Source organism: Acidobacteriota bacterium, assembly GCA_009691245.1.
Lineage (GTDB): Bacteria > Acidobacteriota > Terriglobia > 2-12-FULL-54-10 > 2-12-FULL-54-10 > SHUM01.
On record SHUM01000037.1, the window covers coordinates 19,748 to 35,665 of the forward strand.

The following is a 15,918-nucleotide window of genomic DNA, read 5'->3' on the forward strand; positions in this document are numbered from 1 at the left end:
CGGATTTTCTATGGGGCAGGAGGACAAACGATGTCTGGTAAGTTGTCCCGGAGTTTGCTCGTTATTGTTTCCGCCATTCTATTGCTTTCTGTTTTTGGCGCAACGTCCCTGCGTGCCGCCGAGGGGTTGACGCCCAAATCGCGCATGGCCATCCTGCGCGGGCTGATCGCGGAATATTGCACGACGCGCGTGGCGCTGCCGCTGGGCGAAAAGGGCGTCGAGCTTTCCACCGCAGGCGAGATCGATCAGGAGAGTCTTACCCGAGAGATGGCGCAGAACGGTTCAGCCGCCCAGCAGAATCAATTGGTGCAGATTACCGCCATCGCCTTCCGCGACAAAGAAATCCTCTTCGAGATCAACGGCGGCGGCAAGAAGAAAACCAAGTGGACCGACCGTATCGAAGTGGGCATGGGATCGAACACCACGCCGCTCAGCCGGCAGGACGGCAAGAAGGCTGTCGGGTCGTATATCACAATTGATTTTAATGGAAAGCTCCCCGACCTGACCGTGGACGAGCTGAAGGCCATGCTCAACACGGTGCTCGACTTCACTCCCGTCAATCCCATGCAGTCGATGAACGTTGTGGTGCCGGAGGAATTCAAGGAAGCCGTGGAGGCAAAGAAGGCCGAGGTAGGCATGTCCATGGACGTAGTTCGATTGTCCATGGGGCCACCCGATCAAAAGGTGCGTGAGACCAAGGACGGCGTCGAGCAGGAAGACTGGATCTACGGCAAGCCGCCGCTTAGGATGATCTTTGTAACCTTTGAAGATGATGTGGTGGTGAAAGTGGAGGAGATGCAGGGCGGCGTGCATGGCAGCATACAGGACTACCCGAAACAGCCGCCGCGTTAGCGCCGTGTAGCGGCGCGATGGCCTTGCCGATTCACTGGCGCATTAACCAAGGACCATCAGCCAAGGACCAGCAGCGAATGCACATTCTCATTGAATACTGCTCGAAGTGAAACTACGAACCTACAGCCGTCAGTTTGACGCAGAAAATCCTGGTGGAGTTCAAGCAGCGCATCTCGCAGCTCGAGCTGAAACCCTTCAGCGACGGGCGCTTCGAAGTATTCGTCAACTCGCAGAAAATTTTCTCGAAGCTCGCCGAGCATCGCTTCCCGGAAGCGAGCGACATCATCGCCGAGTTGAAGACTCACAAGTAATCATGTCCACTCTGCCGCTGCGTCGCTTCCTGCTGTGGCTGGCGTGCTGCACCGCGCTTATCACTGGTGGGGTCGCCAACCTCACCGCTGCTCCCATCGAGGTTCCCCCGCCAGTCCTCTCCGGGTTTGAATTACTTCGCAATGGCCATTACTCGAAAGCGCTGGAGGCGGCCCGCCATCTCGCAGGCGAATTCCCCGCGCACCCGCTGCCGCCACTGCTGGAGGCCCAGGCTCACTTCGATCTCATCTTCTGCCAGACCGGGCACATCAATGCAAAAGAACTCTGGCATTTCTCCGAAACTCCCGACAGCCCTCTGAATCAACCGTTCGCGCGCGCCGTGGACAAGGTGTTCGAGCTCAGCGCGCAAATGAAACGGAGTCCGGAGACTTCCGCTGAGGCGCTCTTCTATGAGGGGACCGCGCACGGTTTCCGCGCGAGATTGCATACGCTACGCGAGCAGATGTTGCCCTCGGGCCGGGAGGGTAAGCAGATGCGCGAGGCGCTGCTCAAGGCCGTCGCGCTCGATCCGACGCTGGCTCACGATGCCGGCGTTGGCCTCGGCATTTATGACTACTACGCCGACTCGCTCTCGCCGCTCATCAAGTTTTTCAGGTTTTTCTTGTTCATCCCCGGCGGCAACATGGAACGCGGTATCGCGCAGCTCCACGCCGCGGCGGATACCGGCAATCTGTTCAGTCCGGAAGCGCGCTGGGAGCTGGCGCGAATCATCGGCGTCCGGGAGGGGCGCCACGAGGAGGCCGTTAAGCTGCTGGTCCCGCTCGTTCACGCCTATCCCGACAACGCGCTATTCGCGCTGCTCACCGCGCTCGAAGCGGAAGCCATGGGTAATTTGGAGATGGCCCGTGAATACGCACAGCGCGCCTTGGAGGCCTCGGCGCGCATGGACGTCGCCTGCCGACCCAAGCTTGAACCCGCCGCGCTGCAGGCCCTGGATCGCATAATGGCCGCCGCATCCGAGCCGCGCCAGTAGTGGAGCGGACAACATCCCTAGCGAAAGCTTTGCTCAGTTTTACTACGACTCTGACGACGGTCTATAGATACTTCTTGTTCAAGGGCACGATGGTAACGGGCGACCCGACCCAATTGTTGAGCCGCGCTGCGATCAAGTCTTTAAGCTTTTCAAGTTCCGGCGTGTCCACGATGCAGGATGGCATGAACCACCGTGTCTTTCTCGAAGTAATGTGAATGCGAAATGCGCCAGCCTCGGGCTCATCACAAAAAATATCGACACTGAGAGAAACCGCTCCATCACGGAACCAAATAAACCATCCCCAATCTTCCTGGTCGGCTTCAACTTTTGAGTAGGTGGAACGGATCGATGGAAGCAGTTGGTCCGAGACTACATCGCCTCCATAGCAACATTCGTTTATGTAAGCATCTTCATCCTGAACTTTCACCAGCTTAAGAAATGAGATTTCGTAAGGCATGGCCGCCTCCATTCGTTTCTGGAAACGTTTGCGGATGTCAGACCACAACGCTAGAAGAATAGGTATTTGCGCCAACGGGAATCGGTGTTCGCCATCAGGCGCATCAGGTGACGATTGGTGTGCAGATTGTAGGGGCGCGGCTGTTTGAGCAGCTTCATGTGGGCCTGCTCGGGCGTGCGATTGCCTTTGTAATTGTTGCAGAGGTAGCAGCAGGCCACCAGATTTTCCCACGTTGACTTGCCGCTGCGTGAGCGCGGCAGCACATGGTCCAGCGTCAGCGCGGAGGCGGGCAGTGTCTCGGCGCAGTACTGGCAGGTATAGCGGTCGCGGATGAGAATGTTTTTGCGGGACAGCACGCGCGACTGATAGGGAATGCGGTGATACTCAATCAGCCGGATCACAGAAGGCACGCGCAGTGAGCGCGAGGTGGCGCGAATCACGTCGAGGGAAACTTCCTCCGCCATCGCCGCGCCTTTCAGGATCAGCACAATGGCCCGGCGCGCGCCGCAGACATTTACCGGCTCATACGTTGCGTTCAGGACCAGCACGGGTGCTTGTAGCATCGCGACTTTATCCTTGTAGGCCTCGTTGGATTTCTCGCCGTTACTCGTATAGGCGTCCATTGCCGTTCGTGCCGTGGCGCGCATTCGGCAATTATTTCAGCGGACCAGCCTCAGGCCGATTATACAATATCTCTTGCGCCGGGCCGCGCGCGGGCCAGCGTGAGCGCCCGTACCTGCGCCGCGCCCGCTTCACGCAACGCCGCCGCGCAGGCGTCGAGTGTCGCGCCCGTCGTCAGCACATCATCAATCAACAGTATCGACGCACCTTTCACGCGCCCTGGTTCGGGCACCGCAAATGCGCCGCGGACATTCTTCCTGCGCTCGGCTCCGCGCAGTCCCGTCTGCGGAGGGGTGTCGCGCATGCGCACGCAATCCCGGCCGCCGACGCGCACCCCGTTCAGTCGCGAAAGATTCTCGGCCAGCAACTGCGCCTGATTGAAGCCGCGCTTGCGCTGGCGATTGCGGTGCAGGGGCACGGGAAGGATTAAATCAAATTGGATCGGCGATTTGCTGCCAGTCGCGAAACGACCGGAAGCCTCCTGCAGGCAGCGTGCCAGTGGTTTGGCCAGTGGAAACCAGGCATCGTATTTGAAGCGACGGATCAGGTCACCCAGCACGCCGTCATACTCCGCGAAGCTGCGGGCCTGATCAAATGAGTACGATGCGCGGCGGCACAATCCGCACAGCTCCGTGCCGTGCAGGCCCAGCGTGGAACCCAGAAACAGTCCGCAGTGCTCGCACTCCAATCCGTCGTAGGGTTGCACGCGCTCCCAGCAAGGGTGGCAGACAGGAACAGCATCAATGGCGTCCAGTGGTGTATCGCAGACACGGCAGAGAGAAGGAATTAGCAAAGTCGATAGAGGATCGACCAGCGCATGAATCACTGCCCGCAGGCGCGGGAAGCGGGGTTGACGATGCGGAGCAAACGCGATGGGTACCGAGAAGGCGCGACCTCCTGAGTTCCGCCAGCTACTAATCCAACTAGCCGGTCAGCAGGCCCTGCTCCTGCTTTTCCTGGCACTCGATGCAATGCCTCGCCCAAGGTACAGCCTCCAGGCGCTTCGATTGCATCTCGCCTTCGCAGTGGACGCATGTGCCATAGGAGCCGTCCTTCATGCGATTCAGAGCTTCCTGTATTAGCGTCATGATGAAGCGGTCGTCGGTGCTCTTCTTAAACAGGAACTCCTTGTTGTAGGAGTTGGAGGCCTTGTCGGCAACGTCGTTGACGACCTCTCCGTCGGCCTCGCGCCCATCGTGCTCTGTGCGCGAGACGATTGCCTGCAACTGTTCCTTACGCTCAATCAGACGCGTCCTGTACATCTCTAGTTTTCTCTTGTCCATTTAAAGTCGCTTCTAACTGAATCTCCGCCACACGTCAGAGAATTCTCTCGCTTTGAACCTATCATTCAATACTAGCGAACTCGAAACGGGAGTGTCAAGATTTGCTCCGGAAAGGAACAGCGTTGGTGATATGATTTGGCGATGCGCCAGAAATCCAGCCATGGCAACAAAGACCGCGGCGGCAAGATGCCCGTTCCGCCCGCGCCCGTTCATTTGGCGAATGGACCGGTGAGTGAGCCGGTGCGTGAGGAAGACGAGCCGCCGCCGTTCTGCGGGACCTGGCCTCGTCTCTACGCCGCCATCGTCGGATACCTGGCCACGCTTATCACGCTGTTCTACCTATTCACGCGCGCCTACAGGATCACATAATGAGTTGGATCGACTGGTTGGTTCTGCTGGCTTCCCTGGCGGGCATTGTCGGCTACGGTCTATATAAAGGCCGCGGCAGCAATACCGTGCAGGGGTATCTGCTCGCCGACAAGAGCATGCCTTGGTGGGCCATGGGCCTGTCGATCATGGCCACCCAAGCCTCCGCCATTACCTTTATCGGCACCACTGGCCAGGGCTACTCGGACGGCATGCGCTTCGTGCAATTTTACTTCGGCCTGCCTCTGGCCATGATCCTGATCGCGGCGTTTGTCGTCCCCATGTTCCACCGCTCGGGCGTGGTTACCGCCTACGAGTTCATCGAGAACCGCTTCGACGCCAAGACTCGCGTCGCGGCCTGCATCATCTTCCTCATCCAGCGCGGACTCGGCGCGGGCCTCGCGCTCTACGCTCCCGCCGTGGTGCTGTCGGTGATCATGGGCTGGCCGGAGCGCTTCACGGTGGTCATCATGGCCGTGATCGTGCTCGCATACGCCGTACCTGGCGGCATCAAGGCAATAACCTGGACCGATGTGCAGCAGATGCTGCTGATCTTCCTCGGCGTCATCGCGGCGTTTACCACGGCGGTGGTGCTGCTTCCGAAAAATGTTTCGTTCGGCGATGCGCTGTATCTGGCGGGCGTGTCGGGCCGGCTGAACGCCGTCGATCTTTCCTTTGACCTTAATAATCGCTACAACATCTGGTCCGGCCTGATCGGCGGCATGTTCCTCGCGCTATCCTACTTTGGCTGCGACCAGTCGCAAGTCCAGCGCTATCTGACAGGAAAATCCATTCGGCACAGCCGCCTGAGCCTGATCTTCAACGCCATCGCCAAAGTGCCATTGCAGTTTTTCATCCTGCTCACTGGCGCGATGGTCTTCGCGTTTTATTTGTTTGAAGCGCCGCCCATGCTCTTCAATCGCGTGGAGTCGGCGCGCCTGCAGCAGGCCGCTGATCCGGTGATCGCGCAGCAGTTGAGCGTGGTCGAGCAGCAGTACCAGCAATCGCTCACTGAGCGGCGAATCGTTTCGGAGGCTCTTGTACTACAGAAAAATGCCGAAGTAACTCCGGCGATGGGAAGCAGTCTGCTGACACCCGAAGACCTGCGCCGCGCCAACGCCGCCGTACTGGAGTCGCGCCAGAAGGGCGTCGAGTTGCTCAAGCAGGTCAACGGCGGGGCCGAATACGACGACACCAATTACATCTTCCTGACCTTCGTCATGAAATACTTCCCCATCGGCATGATTGGTCTGGTGATGGCCGCCATCTTCGCCGCGGCCATGTCCACCATCTCGGCGGAGCTGAACTCGCTGGCCACCTCCAGCACCATCGACCTTTATCGGCGCTTCATTAATCGCGACGCGACGGACCGGCACTACGTAACCGTCTCCAAACTCTCGACCGTCTTCTGGGGCATCTACGCCGCTACGTTCGCCTTCTTCGGCGGCAGCCTCGGCTCGCTGATCGAGGCCATCAACATGGTCGGCTCGCTCTTCTACGGATCACTGCTGGGCGTGTTCGTGCTGGCCTTCGCCTTTAAGCGCGCCACCGCCAACGGCGCCTTCATCGGCCTCATCGTCGGCGAGATCGCGGTGTTGGCCACCAGCAAACTGTCCACCATCTCCTTCCTGTTGTACAACGTGGTGGGCTGCGTAGTAGTGGTCGCCGTGGGCCTGACGATCAGCAGCTTCTCCAAATCAAACCGCATTTCCGCCACTTAACGATTCTGCAGGGAGATGAGTCGATGAAAAATGACAAACACTATCAATTGGTCAGACGCAAATCGCGCGGCAACCCGGCATTTGCAAAGGCATTCACCGCAGCGTTACAGCAGATTGATCTGGTTTTGCTGGTCCGCGAAATGCGAGAAGAAGCTGGGCTGACTCAGTCCGCGCTTGCCCGAATAATCGGCTCCAAGCAATCCGTGATCGCACGATTGGAAGATGCGGAGTATACCGGACATTCATTGGCTATGTTGGAAAAGATTGCCGCAGCTTGTGACATCCGCTTGCGTCTGCACGCCGAGCGCAAGCCCGGCTTCGACCGCGTTATCGCACTGGTATAGAGCGATTGATAGGGATTTCTACAAGTCCATGTACAATTATTCGACACGCCACTTTAGTCTAAGTTCTTACGGGCGTTCGGCGAGTGTTACTTTGGCTGAAACTTCCTGGCCGTTGCGCTGGACCACCACGTCCACCGTGTCGCCGGGGCGCTTGCCCGAAAGCAGGTAGGAGAATTCGTCGAGGTTATTCACGGTCTGGCCGTCGAACTTGATCATTACGTCGCCGGCCTTCAGGCCGGCCTTGGCGGCGGGAGAGTCCGCACGCACATCGTCGAACTTCACTCCTGCAACGGACTGGCCGAAATCGGGGACTGAGCCGAAGTAGGCTCCGTAGCCGCTCGATGGCGCGCCTTGATCTCCTTGCCCCTGTGGTTGTCCCTGGCCGCGCCGTGGACGCTCGACCGCCGTGTAGACGGGGCGCGCGTCGTTCGAGTCAATGCGCCGCGTGATGCCTGCCGCCAGATTCAGCACGCGCGCGGTGGGCTCCGGCACCAGCTTGTCCCAGGTGTCGGACGGGCGGTGATAGTCCGAGTGCAGGCCGGTGAAGAAAAACATCACGGGAATATTGTGACGCGCGAAGGACATGTGGTCGCTCGCGTCGTAGCCAGAGTCGTTGTAATCAATATCGAAGCCCGGCCCGGCGCCATTCGCAGCAGAATTGGATGCGTTGACGTTCTCCTCGCTCACGATGCGGCGAAAATCCGGAGAGGTGCCCACGCCGCCCATGTAGAGCTTGTTCCCTTTGGCGCGTCCGATCATGTCGAGGTTCAACATGGCCACGGTGCGATCCAGCGGCAGCATGGGATTCGCGACGTAATGCGCCGAGCCCAGCAGACCCATCTCCTCGCCCGCATAGGCCATGAACAGCAGTGAGCGGCGATTGGATTTCTCAGCCACGAACAGCCGCGCCAACTCCATCACTCCCGCCGTGCCGGAGGCGTTGTCGTCGGCGCCGTAATGGATCTGCCCGCGCAGATTCTGCGCCATGCTGCCGTTGTCGCCCAGGCCGAGATGATCGTAGTGCCCGCCGATGACGATTACCTCGTCGCGCATCTTGGGATCATTGCCCGGCAGGAACCCGACCACGTTTTTCAGCCCCGCATCGCGCTTCTTCACCTCGGTGGAAACCTGTAGCCGCAGAGTATCCGGCAGGACGAACGAATGGTTGGAGAGGTCTGCGTCGATGGCCGATTGCAGTCCACGCAGCGACTTGCCCGCCGCGCGCAGCCACGCCTCGGCGACGGCCTGCTTCACCTGAATGACGGGAATGCCGGCGTCGCCCGGCCCCGTGCTTTCGCCGAAGGGCACCAGCTTGTCGTTATCTCCGGAGCCCGCGCCGGCGTGGTTCGCCGGATCATTCACCACAATCAGCGCGACGGCTCCGTGATTGCGCGCGATAACCGCCTTGCTCAAAAATTCGGCGTGGCGCGTCATGCGGCGGCCACTGAAAACACTTGCGTCGCTGGCCTCCTGCGGCTCGTGGCGCAGCACCAGCACGGCCTTGCCATGCACATCGAGGTTGGCGTAATCGTCGTACTGATACTCCGGTGCGACGATTCCATATCCGACGAAGACCACGCCGGCGGTCACGTTGGCGGTGCCGGAGAACCCCAGCGGTGTGTAGTCGCGGCGCAGGCGATAGCTGATCTTCTTACTATTGGTCATCACCAGTTTGTTCTGCTTGCCGAGGTCGGCGCCCACCACCACGTGGAAGGGCTGGAACCAGCCGCCGGTAAGCGGCTTCAGGCCCGCTTTCTGGAACTCCTGCGCGATGTAATTAGCGGCCTTGTTCAGTTCCGGCATACCGTCGCCGCGCCCCTTCATCTGATCGCTGGACAGATGGCGCGCATCGGCCAGCCAGCGGTCGGCCTGCACGACGGGCTTGGCGTCAGGACCGGCGGGGGGGCCGGCGGCTGTGTTGGAGAGCGGCGCGAGCAGCAGTGTGGAGATCAGCGCCAGCTTAGCTAGGGTTGCTGTTTTAGGAGAATAAAATGAGGCCATAACTAAGAAGGATACAGGCAGGACGCGCGATTACCAAGTGGATTTGTGAGCGGCGGCGGCCAGTGCTTCGCTGCGTCATCCTGAGGAACGCAGCGACGAAGGACCTGCTGTTGGTCTGCGTGCATGGCAAAAGCAGGTCCTTCGTCGCTGCGCTCAGGATGACACCTGCAGCATGACCAACTTATGAATTGTGCGCGGGAATCACGCTGATTTCCCCGCCCGGAGTTTTGCGCCGGCGGTAGAGCATCAACGCCAATGCGCCGAAGATGAACAGGGTGGGGACGATCAGAATCAGAATGGCGACGCGCATCACGCTGATGGTGCGCGCTCCGGCTCCGGCCACCGTGTTGTAACAGAGCACGCACTGCGCCGCGGCGGGCAGGGAAGCCAGCAGCGTCCCCAGCAACCAGACGAACACGAATTGGCATAGGCGCGTCATTTTGGGTATATACATTGGGCAGATACAGTGGCCCGTTAGCGCGGCCAGCCCCATTCCTGAATTCGGAAGCTGTCGAGGAAGAAGACGAGCATCAGCAGCGTACACATCATCCACATGGGGATCAGCGTCAGCACCAGGCTGAAGCGCTCATAGCGCAGGTGCATGAAGTAGGCGATGATCATCGCCGCCTTGCCTACCGAAAGAGCCAGCAGGATGGTCAGCATCAGCCCCACCGGCAGATGGATGTAGGCCAGAAATACCTCGACGGCGGTCAGCGCCAACAGCACTACCCATACCGTCATGAACCACTTGGTGGTCCCGCCGTGGTGTTCGCTGGCGTGCTCGCTTGCATGATTTCCGCTCATGGTTCCATTCTCCTTGGACCGAATTGCGTTTCTCGAATTGCGTTTCCAATGAACCGCAGTCGTAGGGTCTTTAATGTGCCGCGCCGGAGGGCGCGACCGAGAGCAAATAGATCAACGGGAAAACGAACATCCACACCAGATCGACAAAGTGCCAGTACAAGCCGGTGATCTCGACATAGTCGGCCGGGTACTTGCCCGACTTATAGCCGAGTGAAATAACGATCAATGCCACCACGCCGATGGTTACGTGCAGCATGTGCAGGCCGGTGATGGTGAAGAACGTGGCGCCGAACAGCGGATTGCCCCAGGGATTGGAGTTGGTGCGCAATCCTTCCTCGATCAGCGTGTGCCACTCATTGGCGTGCAGCACCAGGAAGGCCACACCGCCGCCCACCGTGGCCCATATCCATTTGAAGGAAGCGGCCATGCGCCCCTGCTGCGCCGCCGAGACGGCGAAGACCATGGTGATGGAACTGGTCAGCAAAAACAGCGTCATGACCGTGGAGACAATGATGCTGGGATAGAAATGGAACGCCATTGGCCAGTCTTTGCTGGAGACACGCAGATAGCTGTAGGCCATCAGCAGCACCGTAAACGTCAAGGCGTCGGAGATGATAAACAGCCACACCGACAATTTTTTAGACGGAATTCCGAACGGCGAGACGCCGCCATCCCATACGGAAGTTCCCACGCCATCGGTTTCAATTGTTGACACTGTCTTGACCTCCGCGTCAGATTACTCACGTTAAATAATGTTTATCGCCACAGCCAGAGCAACAACATAATGTAGATCCACAAGCCATCCATGAAGTGCCAGTAAATGGCGGTTACTTCCACCAGGGTGCGCTTCGCTGGACCCAGCCGGAAACGCAGCGCCTCTATCGAAATATATCCAAGCGCGGCCAGCCCGCCCAGCAAGTGCAGCGCGTGCGAGGCTGTCAGCAGATAGAAGAACGAACTGCTGGGATTGGTAATCAGGAAGACACCGGCCGCGGCCAGGTCTTGCCAGACCCGATACTGTCCAAATAGAAATGCGGCGCCGAGTATCACGGTGGCCATGAGCCAGCGGTTGCAGGCTACTCGCTGCCCGCCGAGCAGTGCGCGTCGCGTGGCGTCCAGCGTAGCGGAACTGGCCAGCAAGACCAGCGTATTCAACCAGAGCAGCGGAGGCAGCGACAATGCTTGCCAGTCATCGCCCAATCCGCTGCGCACAATGTAGGCGCTGGTGAAGGCGATAAAGAACATGGAGATGGCGATCAGCGCCAGCCACATGCCGGTATGATAGACGCGCCGCTCGGTGCCCGGAGGCAGGCCGGTCCCACCATCGTTGATCTCATCAGAGATGCTCGGGGGCAGCCCGCCTCCGCCCGTGGCGAATGCCGGTTGCCGTTCTGTGAGTAGCTCTGCCATCGTTTCCTGATTTCTCAACAGCCGCCAACTATTTCTCAACAGCCACTGACGCAACCCGTCGTCATTCCGAAAGCCCGGCGCATCTTGCCGGGCTGAGGAACCTGCTTTGCCCGTGGTGGCGGCGAAGCGAAAAGCAGGTTCATCGCTACGCTTGGAACGACACTTACTAGCTTGAGATCCAACTACTACTTGAGAGCCGGCTATTTCATCGGCTCGTCTTGCATAACGAAGTCTTTCGCTTCGCCGGGACGGCTGTATTCATAGGGTCCGCGATAGACCACCGGCACACGCCCGCCAAAGTTGTCAAAGGGCGGCGGCGAGGGGACGGACCACTCGAGCGTGGTCGCTTCCCAGGGATTGTCGGAGGCCTTGGTCCCCTTGGCCAGGCTCCAGATAATGTTGAACAGGAACAGCAGTTGCGCGCCGATCACGATCATCGCCGCATAAGAAATGAAGACGTGCATGGGCTGCAACGGAGCCAGGAAGTCCACGCCGGAGGTCTCCGCGTAGCGCCGCGGATGGCCCACGATGCCCATGTAGTGCATGGGCATGAAGATGGCGTAGACGCCCAGGAAGGTGATCCAGAAATGGATCTTGCTTATGGTCTCATTCATCATTTTGCCGAACATCTTGGGGAACCAATACTGCGTTCCGGCAAACATGCCGAAGATGGCCGCCACGCCCATCACCAGATGAAAATGCGCGACCACGAAGTAAGTGTCATGCAGATACAGGTCGAGCGAAGGCTGGCCGAGGAAGATGCCGCTCAGGCCGCCGCTGATGAACAGAGAGACGAAGCCGATGGCGTAGAGCATGGGCGCGTGGAAGCGGATCTGGCCGCCCCACATGGTGCCGATCCAGTTGAACGTCTTGATGGCCGAGGGCACGCCGATGGAAAGCGTCAGCACCGAAAAAACCATCGAGGTGTAGGGGCTCATGCCGCTGATGAACATATGATGGCCCCAGACCAGGAAGCCCAGCAGTCCGATGCCGCACATGGCCATGACCATGGCGCGGTATCCGTAGACGGGCTTGCGCGAGAATACCGCGAGAATCTGCGAAGTGGCGCCCATCCCAGGCAGGATGGCGATGTACACTTCCGGGTGTCCGAAGAACCAGAACAGATGCTGCCACAGGATCGGCGAGCCGCCTTTGTGATCGATCAACTGCTCGCTGATGACTAGTCCGCCGGGGACGAAGAAGCTGGTGCCCGCCGTGCGGTCGAGCAGCAGCAGGATGCCGGCGGCCAGCAACACGCCGAAGGCCAGCAGTCCCAGCACCGCGGTTACGAACCACACCCAGCAGGTCATCGGCATACGCATCAGGGACATGCCCCGCGCGCGCATGTCCAGGGTGGTGGCGATGAAGTTCAATGCGCCCAGCAGCGCGCCGAGGCAGAAGATGGCGATGCTGATGATCCACATGTTCATGCCCATGCCCTGGCCCGGCCCGGCGGATGGAATCGCGCTGAGCGGGGGATAGGCGACCCAGCTTCCAATCGGCGCGCCGCCCTCCACGAAGAAGGCCGCGACCATCACCACGAAGGCCACGAAGGTTACCCAGAATGACAACATGTTCAGAACCGGGAAGGCCATGTCGGCCGCGCCGATCTGGATGGGCAGGAAATAATTGCCAAAGCCGCCCTGCGGCGCCGTGGTCAGCACGAAGAAGACCATGATGGTGCCGTGCATGGTAACCAGCGCGAGGTACATCTCCGGCGTCATTTGCGCGCCGCCGAAGAACGGGAACTCGCCGCTCGGCCAAGCCAGTCGCAGGCGCATATACAGCGACAGTCCCATGCCCACGAACACCGCGGCTAGCGCTAGGAACCAGTACTGGATGCCGATCACCTTGTGGTCGACGCTGAAGATATATTTTTTCCAGAATCCGGTCGGCGCCTGATGCACGTGCGCGGCGGCTGAACCATGCGCCGCTGTCCCTTGTGACATAATTCTCTCCCTCGCCTTGCAACTTCAGTTGTCGTCATTCCGAGCGAAGCGAGGAACCTGCTTTTCATCACTCCGCCCGCCAAAAAGCAGGTTCCTCGCTTCGCTCGGAATGACGACTGTATAAGATGCGCGCTTCTATATACCCGCTACCGCACGATACCCGCTACTGAACCATGGAATCAATCAGCCACTGGTTGTAGTCCGCCTCGGACTTCACTTGCAGGAAGCTGCGCATCTGATAGTGGCCCAGGCCGCAGATTTCCATGCAGGGAATTTCATAGTTGCCGATTTGCGAGGCGGTGAAGTGCAGACGGTTTTCCAGGCCCGGCACGGCGTCCTGCTTCAGGCGCAGCTCGCGCACCGAGAAGTTGTGGATCACGTCTTTGGAGCGCAGGATGATCTCCACCGGCTTATTCACCGGCACGGCCACCACCGGCATCACCAGATCGTCCTTGCCCGCGGGGTCTTCCGGATCAATGCCCAACGCGTTGCCGGTTGATTCCTTCATCAGCGCGGGGATGGTGCGGCCAAACTGCCCGTCGGGTCCGGGGTAGCGCACGGCCCAGACGAACTGCTGTCCCCACACCTCAATCTGGATGGCGTCGGCGGGAGCCGCTTCAATGTGGGCGCGCACCCAGATGCTCTGCCCGGCGAACACCAGGCTCACGAAGATCACTCCGGCGGCCACCGTCCATACCAGTTCGAGTTTCGGGTTGCCCAGAAGGTACTGCGCTTTGCCGCCGGTTCCGCGATAGCGGAAGACCGTGTAGGCCAGCGCAATCTGCGCCAGGAAGAAGATGACGCCGGTGACGGCCAGCGTCAGCAGGAAGTGCTTGTCATACGCCTCGCCGTATTCGGAAATATACGGCGGAAGCCAGTAGTCCCCGCCGGGACTAAAGAAGTACATGGAAACCAGCGTAATGCCCGTGATCGCCAGCGCCAGCAGAAGCGCCATAGCCTTCACTCCGTTCTAATCAGGAATTTTAGAGTCCGCCAAACAGCTTGCCGTGCAAATGAGTACCAAAGTGGAAGATTTTAGCAATAATACGGGCCAGTGAAAAGGAAAATCTTTATCGCTTCTTCACCCGCCACTTCATCTCAGAGGTTCGGGTGCGCAATCTGGGTTAGAATATCTGCTCTACCGGCCACGGGCCTGACCTCTTCCACGCGATTCGTGGCTGGCGGACAAATTAACCATTTTCTAGTCATCTTCTATTCAGCGAGGACACCATCATGGATCTGGGAATTAAAGGACGTGTCGCACTGGTTTGCGGCGGCAGCTCGGGACTGGGCAAGGCCTGTGCCACGCTGTTGGCGCGCGAGGGAGCGCAGGTGGCCATCTCCTCGCGCACGCCGGAGAAGCTGGCCAAGGCCGCGGAAGATATTCGCAAAGAGACTGGAGCGGAGGTGTTCACAGTCGCCGCCGACGTCAGCAAGCTCGCTGACGTGAAGATGCTGGTGCGGAAGGTCGCCGAGCACTTCGGCAAGCTGGAGATTCTGATCCCCAACGCCGGCGGCCCGCCCGTCGGTCAGTTTGAATCTCATGCGGAAGATGTCTGGCTGAAGGCGCTCGAATTGAATCTGCTCTCCACCGTCAACCTGTGCCGCGAGGCCGTGCCGCACATGAAGGCCGCGCGGTGGGGCCGCATCGTCAACATCACTTCCTTCGCCGCCAAGCAGCCGCAGGAGGGCTTGATCCTCTCGAACACCGCGCGTGCCGGTGTGCTGGGCTTCGCCAAATCCATCGCTAATGAACTCGCGCAGTACGGCATCCTGGTCAACACGGTTTGCCCCGGCGCTTTCGATACCGACCGCAACGTGGACCTGTCGCGCAAGCGCGCCGAGGCCCGCGGCATGAATCTCGAGGAGTTCATCCAGCAGCGCGCCAAGGAAATTCCGCTGGGCCGTTTCGGACGCCCCGACGAGTTCGCCGACCTGGTCTGCTTCCTTGCCAGCGACCGCGCCAGCTACGTTACCGGCACCGCCATTCAGATCGACGGCGGCGTGGTGAAGGGGTTGATTTAGCGCGTTCCCCGCACGCTGTCATCCTGAGCGCAGCGAAGGACCTGCTGTTCGTCGAAGGAAACAACAGCAGGTCCTTCGCTGCGCTCAGGATGACAGCATTGCGAAGTTGTCCCTCGTTGAATCCGTGTGCTACATTTTTCTTCTGGACCCGTTTGCATCAAGGAGCCTCCGTCATGATCAAGATCGTCGATGTCGCGCACGTCATGTTCAATGTCACCGACATCGAACGGTCGCTGAAATTCTATCGCGACGTATTGGGCTTCACCGTCTCGGGGTCGTACGACGACGCCGTCGTGTGGCTGAACATGGGCCAGTATCGCGAGGGCCAGAACCTCTTCTTCCACGACATCGGCCTCTATAAGGTTCCCAACGCCGCGCCGGAAAATGCGCGCAAGGTGGCGGGCCTGAATCACGCCGCGTTTCGTTTGGCCACTGTGGAAGAGGTGAACCAGGCCGCCGAGCATCTGAAGGCCAACCGGGTAAAAATTCTGAAAGGCCCGGCCACTCACAAAGAGGACTCCGATTGCTACCTCTACTTTGAGGACCCGGACGGCAACGTGCTCGAACTGGTGGCCTCGACGCTGCCGAACTTTCCCGCCGACTATGTGGCCAATCGCGTGGATTAGCGCGCGCCCCGGGTTTTTTTAATCAGAGCCCCGACCGCCAGGGAGGGAGCACAGTCGCCGATTATCACTAACCTTTGGACGTGCCCCCTCCCTGGCGGTCGGGGCTCTGATTGCAGAGCGCGACGTCCCTGGAGCATCGGACGCCACGCGGAGGAT

At 59.5% G+C, this 15,918-nt stretch carries 19 protein-coding genes; 8 read left to right on the forward strand and 11 right to left on the reverse strand.

Annotated features, from left to right (window positions below):
* Nucleotides 1–30 precede the first annotated feature (30 nt).
* The 3 genes from EXQ56_09970 to EXQ56_09980 all read left to right on the forward strand — a co-directional run bounded on the left by EXQ56_09970 (nt 31) and on the right by EXQ56_09980 (nt 2,155).
* The gene (locus tag EXQ56_09970; protein ID MSO20768.1) at nt 31–852 is read left to right on the forward strand and encodes a hypothetical protein; all 822 of its coding nucleotides are present in this window, start codon (nt 31–33) and stop codon (nt 850–852) included.
* A gap of 134 nt (nt 853–986) precedes the next feature.
* Nucleotides 987–1,163, forward strand: coding sequence for a SelT/SelW/SelH family protein (locus tag EXQ56_09975; GenBank protein MSO20769.1), 177 nt, complete (start codon nt 987–989; stop codon nt 1,161–1,163).
* Nucleotides 1,164–1,165: 2 nt separating this feature from the next.
* Nucleotides 1,166–2,155 (forward strand): hypothetical protein, encoded by a 990-nt coding sequence (locus EXQ56_09980; protein MSO20770.1) that lies wholly within the window; start codon nt 1,166–1,168, stop codon nt 2,153–2,155.
* Nucleotides 2,156–2,216: 61 nt separating this feature from the next.
* Here the strand turns inward: EXQ56_09980 and EXQ56_09985 are convergent, their stop codons facing one another.
* The 4 genes from EXQ56_09985 to EXQ56_10000 all read right to left on the reverse strand — a co-directional run bounded on the left by EXQ56_09985 (nt 2,217) and on the right by EXQ56_10000 (nt 4,516).
* Complete coding sequence (locus EXQ56_09985) at nt 2,217–2,612, reverse strand: hypothetical protein (GenBank protein ID MSO20771.1); 396 nt, start codon at nt 2,610–2,612, stop codon at nt 2,217–2,219.
* A gap of 50 nt (nt 2,613–2,662) precedes the next feature.
* Nucleotides 2,663–3,259, reverse strand: coding sequence for an HNH endonuclease (locus tag EXQ56_09990; GenBank protein ID MSO20772.1), 597 nt, complete (start codon nt 3,257–3,259; stop codon nt 2,663–2,665).
* 35 nt (nt 3,260–3,294) lie between these two features.
* The gene (locus tag EXQ56_09995; GenBank protein ID MSO20773.1) at nt 3,295–3,939 is read right to left on the reverse strand and encodes a ComF family protein; all 645 of its coding nucleotides are present in this window, start codon (nt 3,937–3,939) and stop codon (nt 3,295–3,297) included.
* A 217-nt stretch (nt 3,940–4,156) separates the two neighbouring features.
* The gene (locus tag EXQ56_10000; GenBank protein ID MSO20774.1) at nt 4,157–4,516 is read right to left on the reverse strand and encodes a TraR/DksA family transcriptional regulator; all 360 of its coding nucleotides are present in this window, start codon (nt 4,514–4,516) and stop codon (nt 4,157–4,159) included.
* A 141-nt stretch (nt 4,517–4,657) separates the two neighbouring features.
* On the opposite strand from EXQ56_10000, the gene EXQ56_10005 reads away from it, so the two are divergent.
* From EXQ56_10005 to EXQ56_10015, 3 genes are read left to right on the forward strand one after another with little or no spacing between them, the layout of a single operon-like run.
* The gene (locus EXQ56_10005; protein MSO20775.1) at nt 4,658–4,885 is read left to right on the forward strand and encodes a hypothetical protein; all 228 of its coding nucleotides are present in this window, start codon (nt 4,658–4,660) and stop codon (nt 4,883–4,885) included.
* On the forward strand, nt 4,885–6,603 hold the full coding sequence (locus EXQ56_10010) for a sodium:solute symporter (GenBank protein ID MSO20776.1): 1,719 nt from the start codon (nt 4,885–4,887) through the stop codon (nt 6,601–6,603). Before EXQ56_10005 ends, EXQ56_10010 begins: the two co-directional genes overlap by 1 nt.
* Before the next feature lie 23 nt (nt 6,604–6,626).
* Nucleotides 6,627–6,947, forward strand: coding sequence for an XRE family transcriptional regulator (locus EXQ56_10015; protein ID MSO20777.1), 321 nt, complete (start codon nt 6,627–6,629; stop codon nt 6,945–6,947).
* A 66-nt stretch (nt 6,948–7,013) separates the two neighbouring features.
* Here the strand turns inward: EXQ56_10015 and EXQ56_10020 are convergent, their stop codons facing one another.
* The 7 genes from EXQ56_10020 to EXQ56_10050 form a co-directional block, all read right to left on the reverse strand.
* Nucleotides 7,014–8,948, reverse strand: a complete 1,935-nt coding sequence (locus EXQ56_10020; GenBank protein MSO20778.1) for a M28 family peptidase — start codon at nt 8,946–8,948, stop codon at nt 7,014–7,016.
* Nucleotides 8,949–9,129: 181 nt separating this feature from the next.
* Nucleotides 9,130–9,402 carry a hypothetical protein gene (locus tag EXQ56_10025; GenBank protein MSO20779.1) on the reverse strand — a complete coding sequence of 91 codons (273 nt, stop codon included), beginning with the start codon at nt 9,400–9,402 and terminating at the stop codon, nt 9,130–9,132.
* A gap of 20 nt (nt 9,403–9,422) precedes the next feature.
* Nucleotides 9,423–9,752 carry a hypothetical protein gene (locus EXQ56_10030; protein MSO20780.1) on the reverse strand — a complete coding sequence of 110 codons (330 nt, stop codon included), beginning with the start codon at nt 9,750–9,752 and terminating at the stop codon, nt 9,423–9,425.
* Nucleotides 9,753–9,822: 70 nt separating this feature from the next.
* The gene (locus EXQ56_10035; protein ID MSO20781.1) at nt 9,823–10,458 is read right to left on the reverse strand and encodes a cytochrome oxidase subunit III; all 636 of its coding nucleotides are present in this window, start codon (nt 10,456–10,458) and stop codon (nt 9,823–9,825) included.
* A gap of 50 nt (nt 10,459–10,508) precedes the next feature.
* Nucleotides 10,509–11,162: a cytochrome oxidase subunit III gene (locus EXQ56_10040; protein ID MSO20782.1), complete on the reverse strand. Its 654-nt coding sequence runs from the start codon at nt 11,160–11,162 to the stop codon at nt 10,509–10,511.
* A gap of 200 nt (nt 11,163–11,362) precedes the next feature.
* Nucleotides 11,363–13,111, reverse strand: a complete 1,749-nt coding sequence (locus tag EXQ56_10045) for a cytochrome c oxidase subunit I (GenBank protein ID MSO20783.1) — start codon at nt 13,109–13,111, stop codon at nt 11,363–11,365.
* A gap of 163 nt (nt 13,112–13,274) precedes the next feature.
* Complete coding sequence (locus tag EXQ56_10050) at nt 13,275–14,066, reverse strand: cytochrome c oxidase subunit II (GenBank protein ID MSO20784.1); 792 nt, start codon at nt 14,064–14,066, stop codon at nt 13,275–13,277.
* A gap of 278 nt (nt 14,067–14,344) precedes the next feature.
* On the opposite strand from EXQ56_10050, the gene EXQ56_10055 reads away from it, so the two are divergent.
* Together EXQ56_10055 and EXQ56_10060 are read left to right on the forward strand one after the other, a co-directional pair.
* Nucleotides 14,345–15,136, forward strand: coding sequence for an SDR family oxidoreductase (locus EXQ56_10055; GenBank protein ID MSO20785.1), 792 nt, complete (start codon nt 14,345–14,347; stop codon nt 15,134–15,136).
* 89 nt (nt 15,137–15,225) lie between these two features.
* Nucleotides 15,226–15,762: a hypothetical protein gene (locus tag EXQ56_10060; GenBank protein ID MSO20786.1), complete on the forward strand. Its 537-nt coding sequence runs from the start codon at nt 15,226–15,228 to the stop codon at nt 15,760–15,762.
* Nucleotides 15,763–15,918 lie beyond the last annotated feature (156 nt).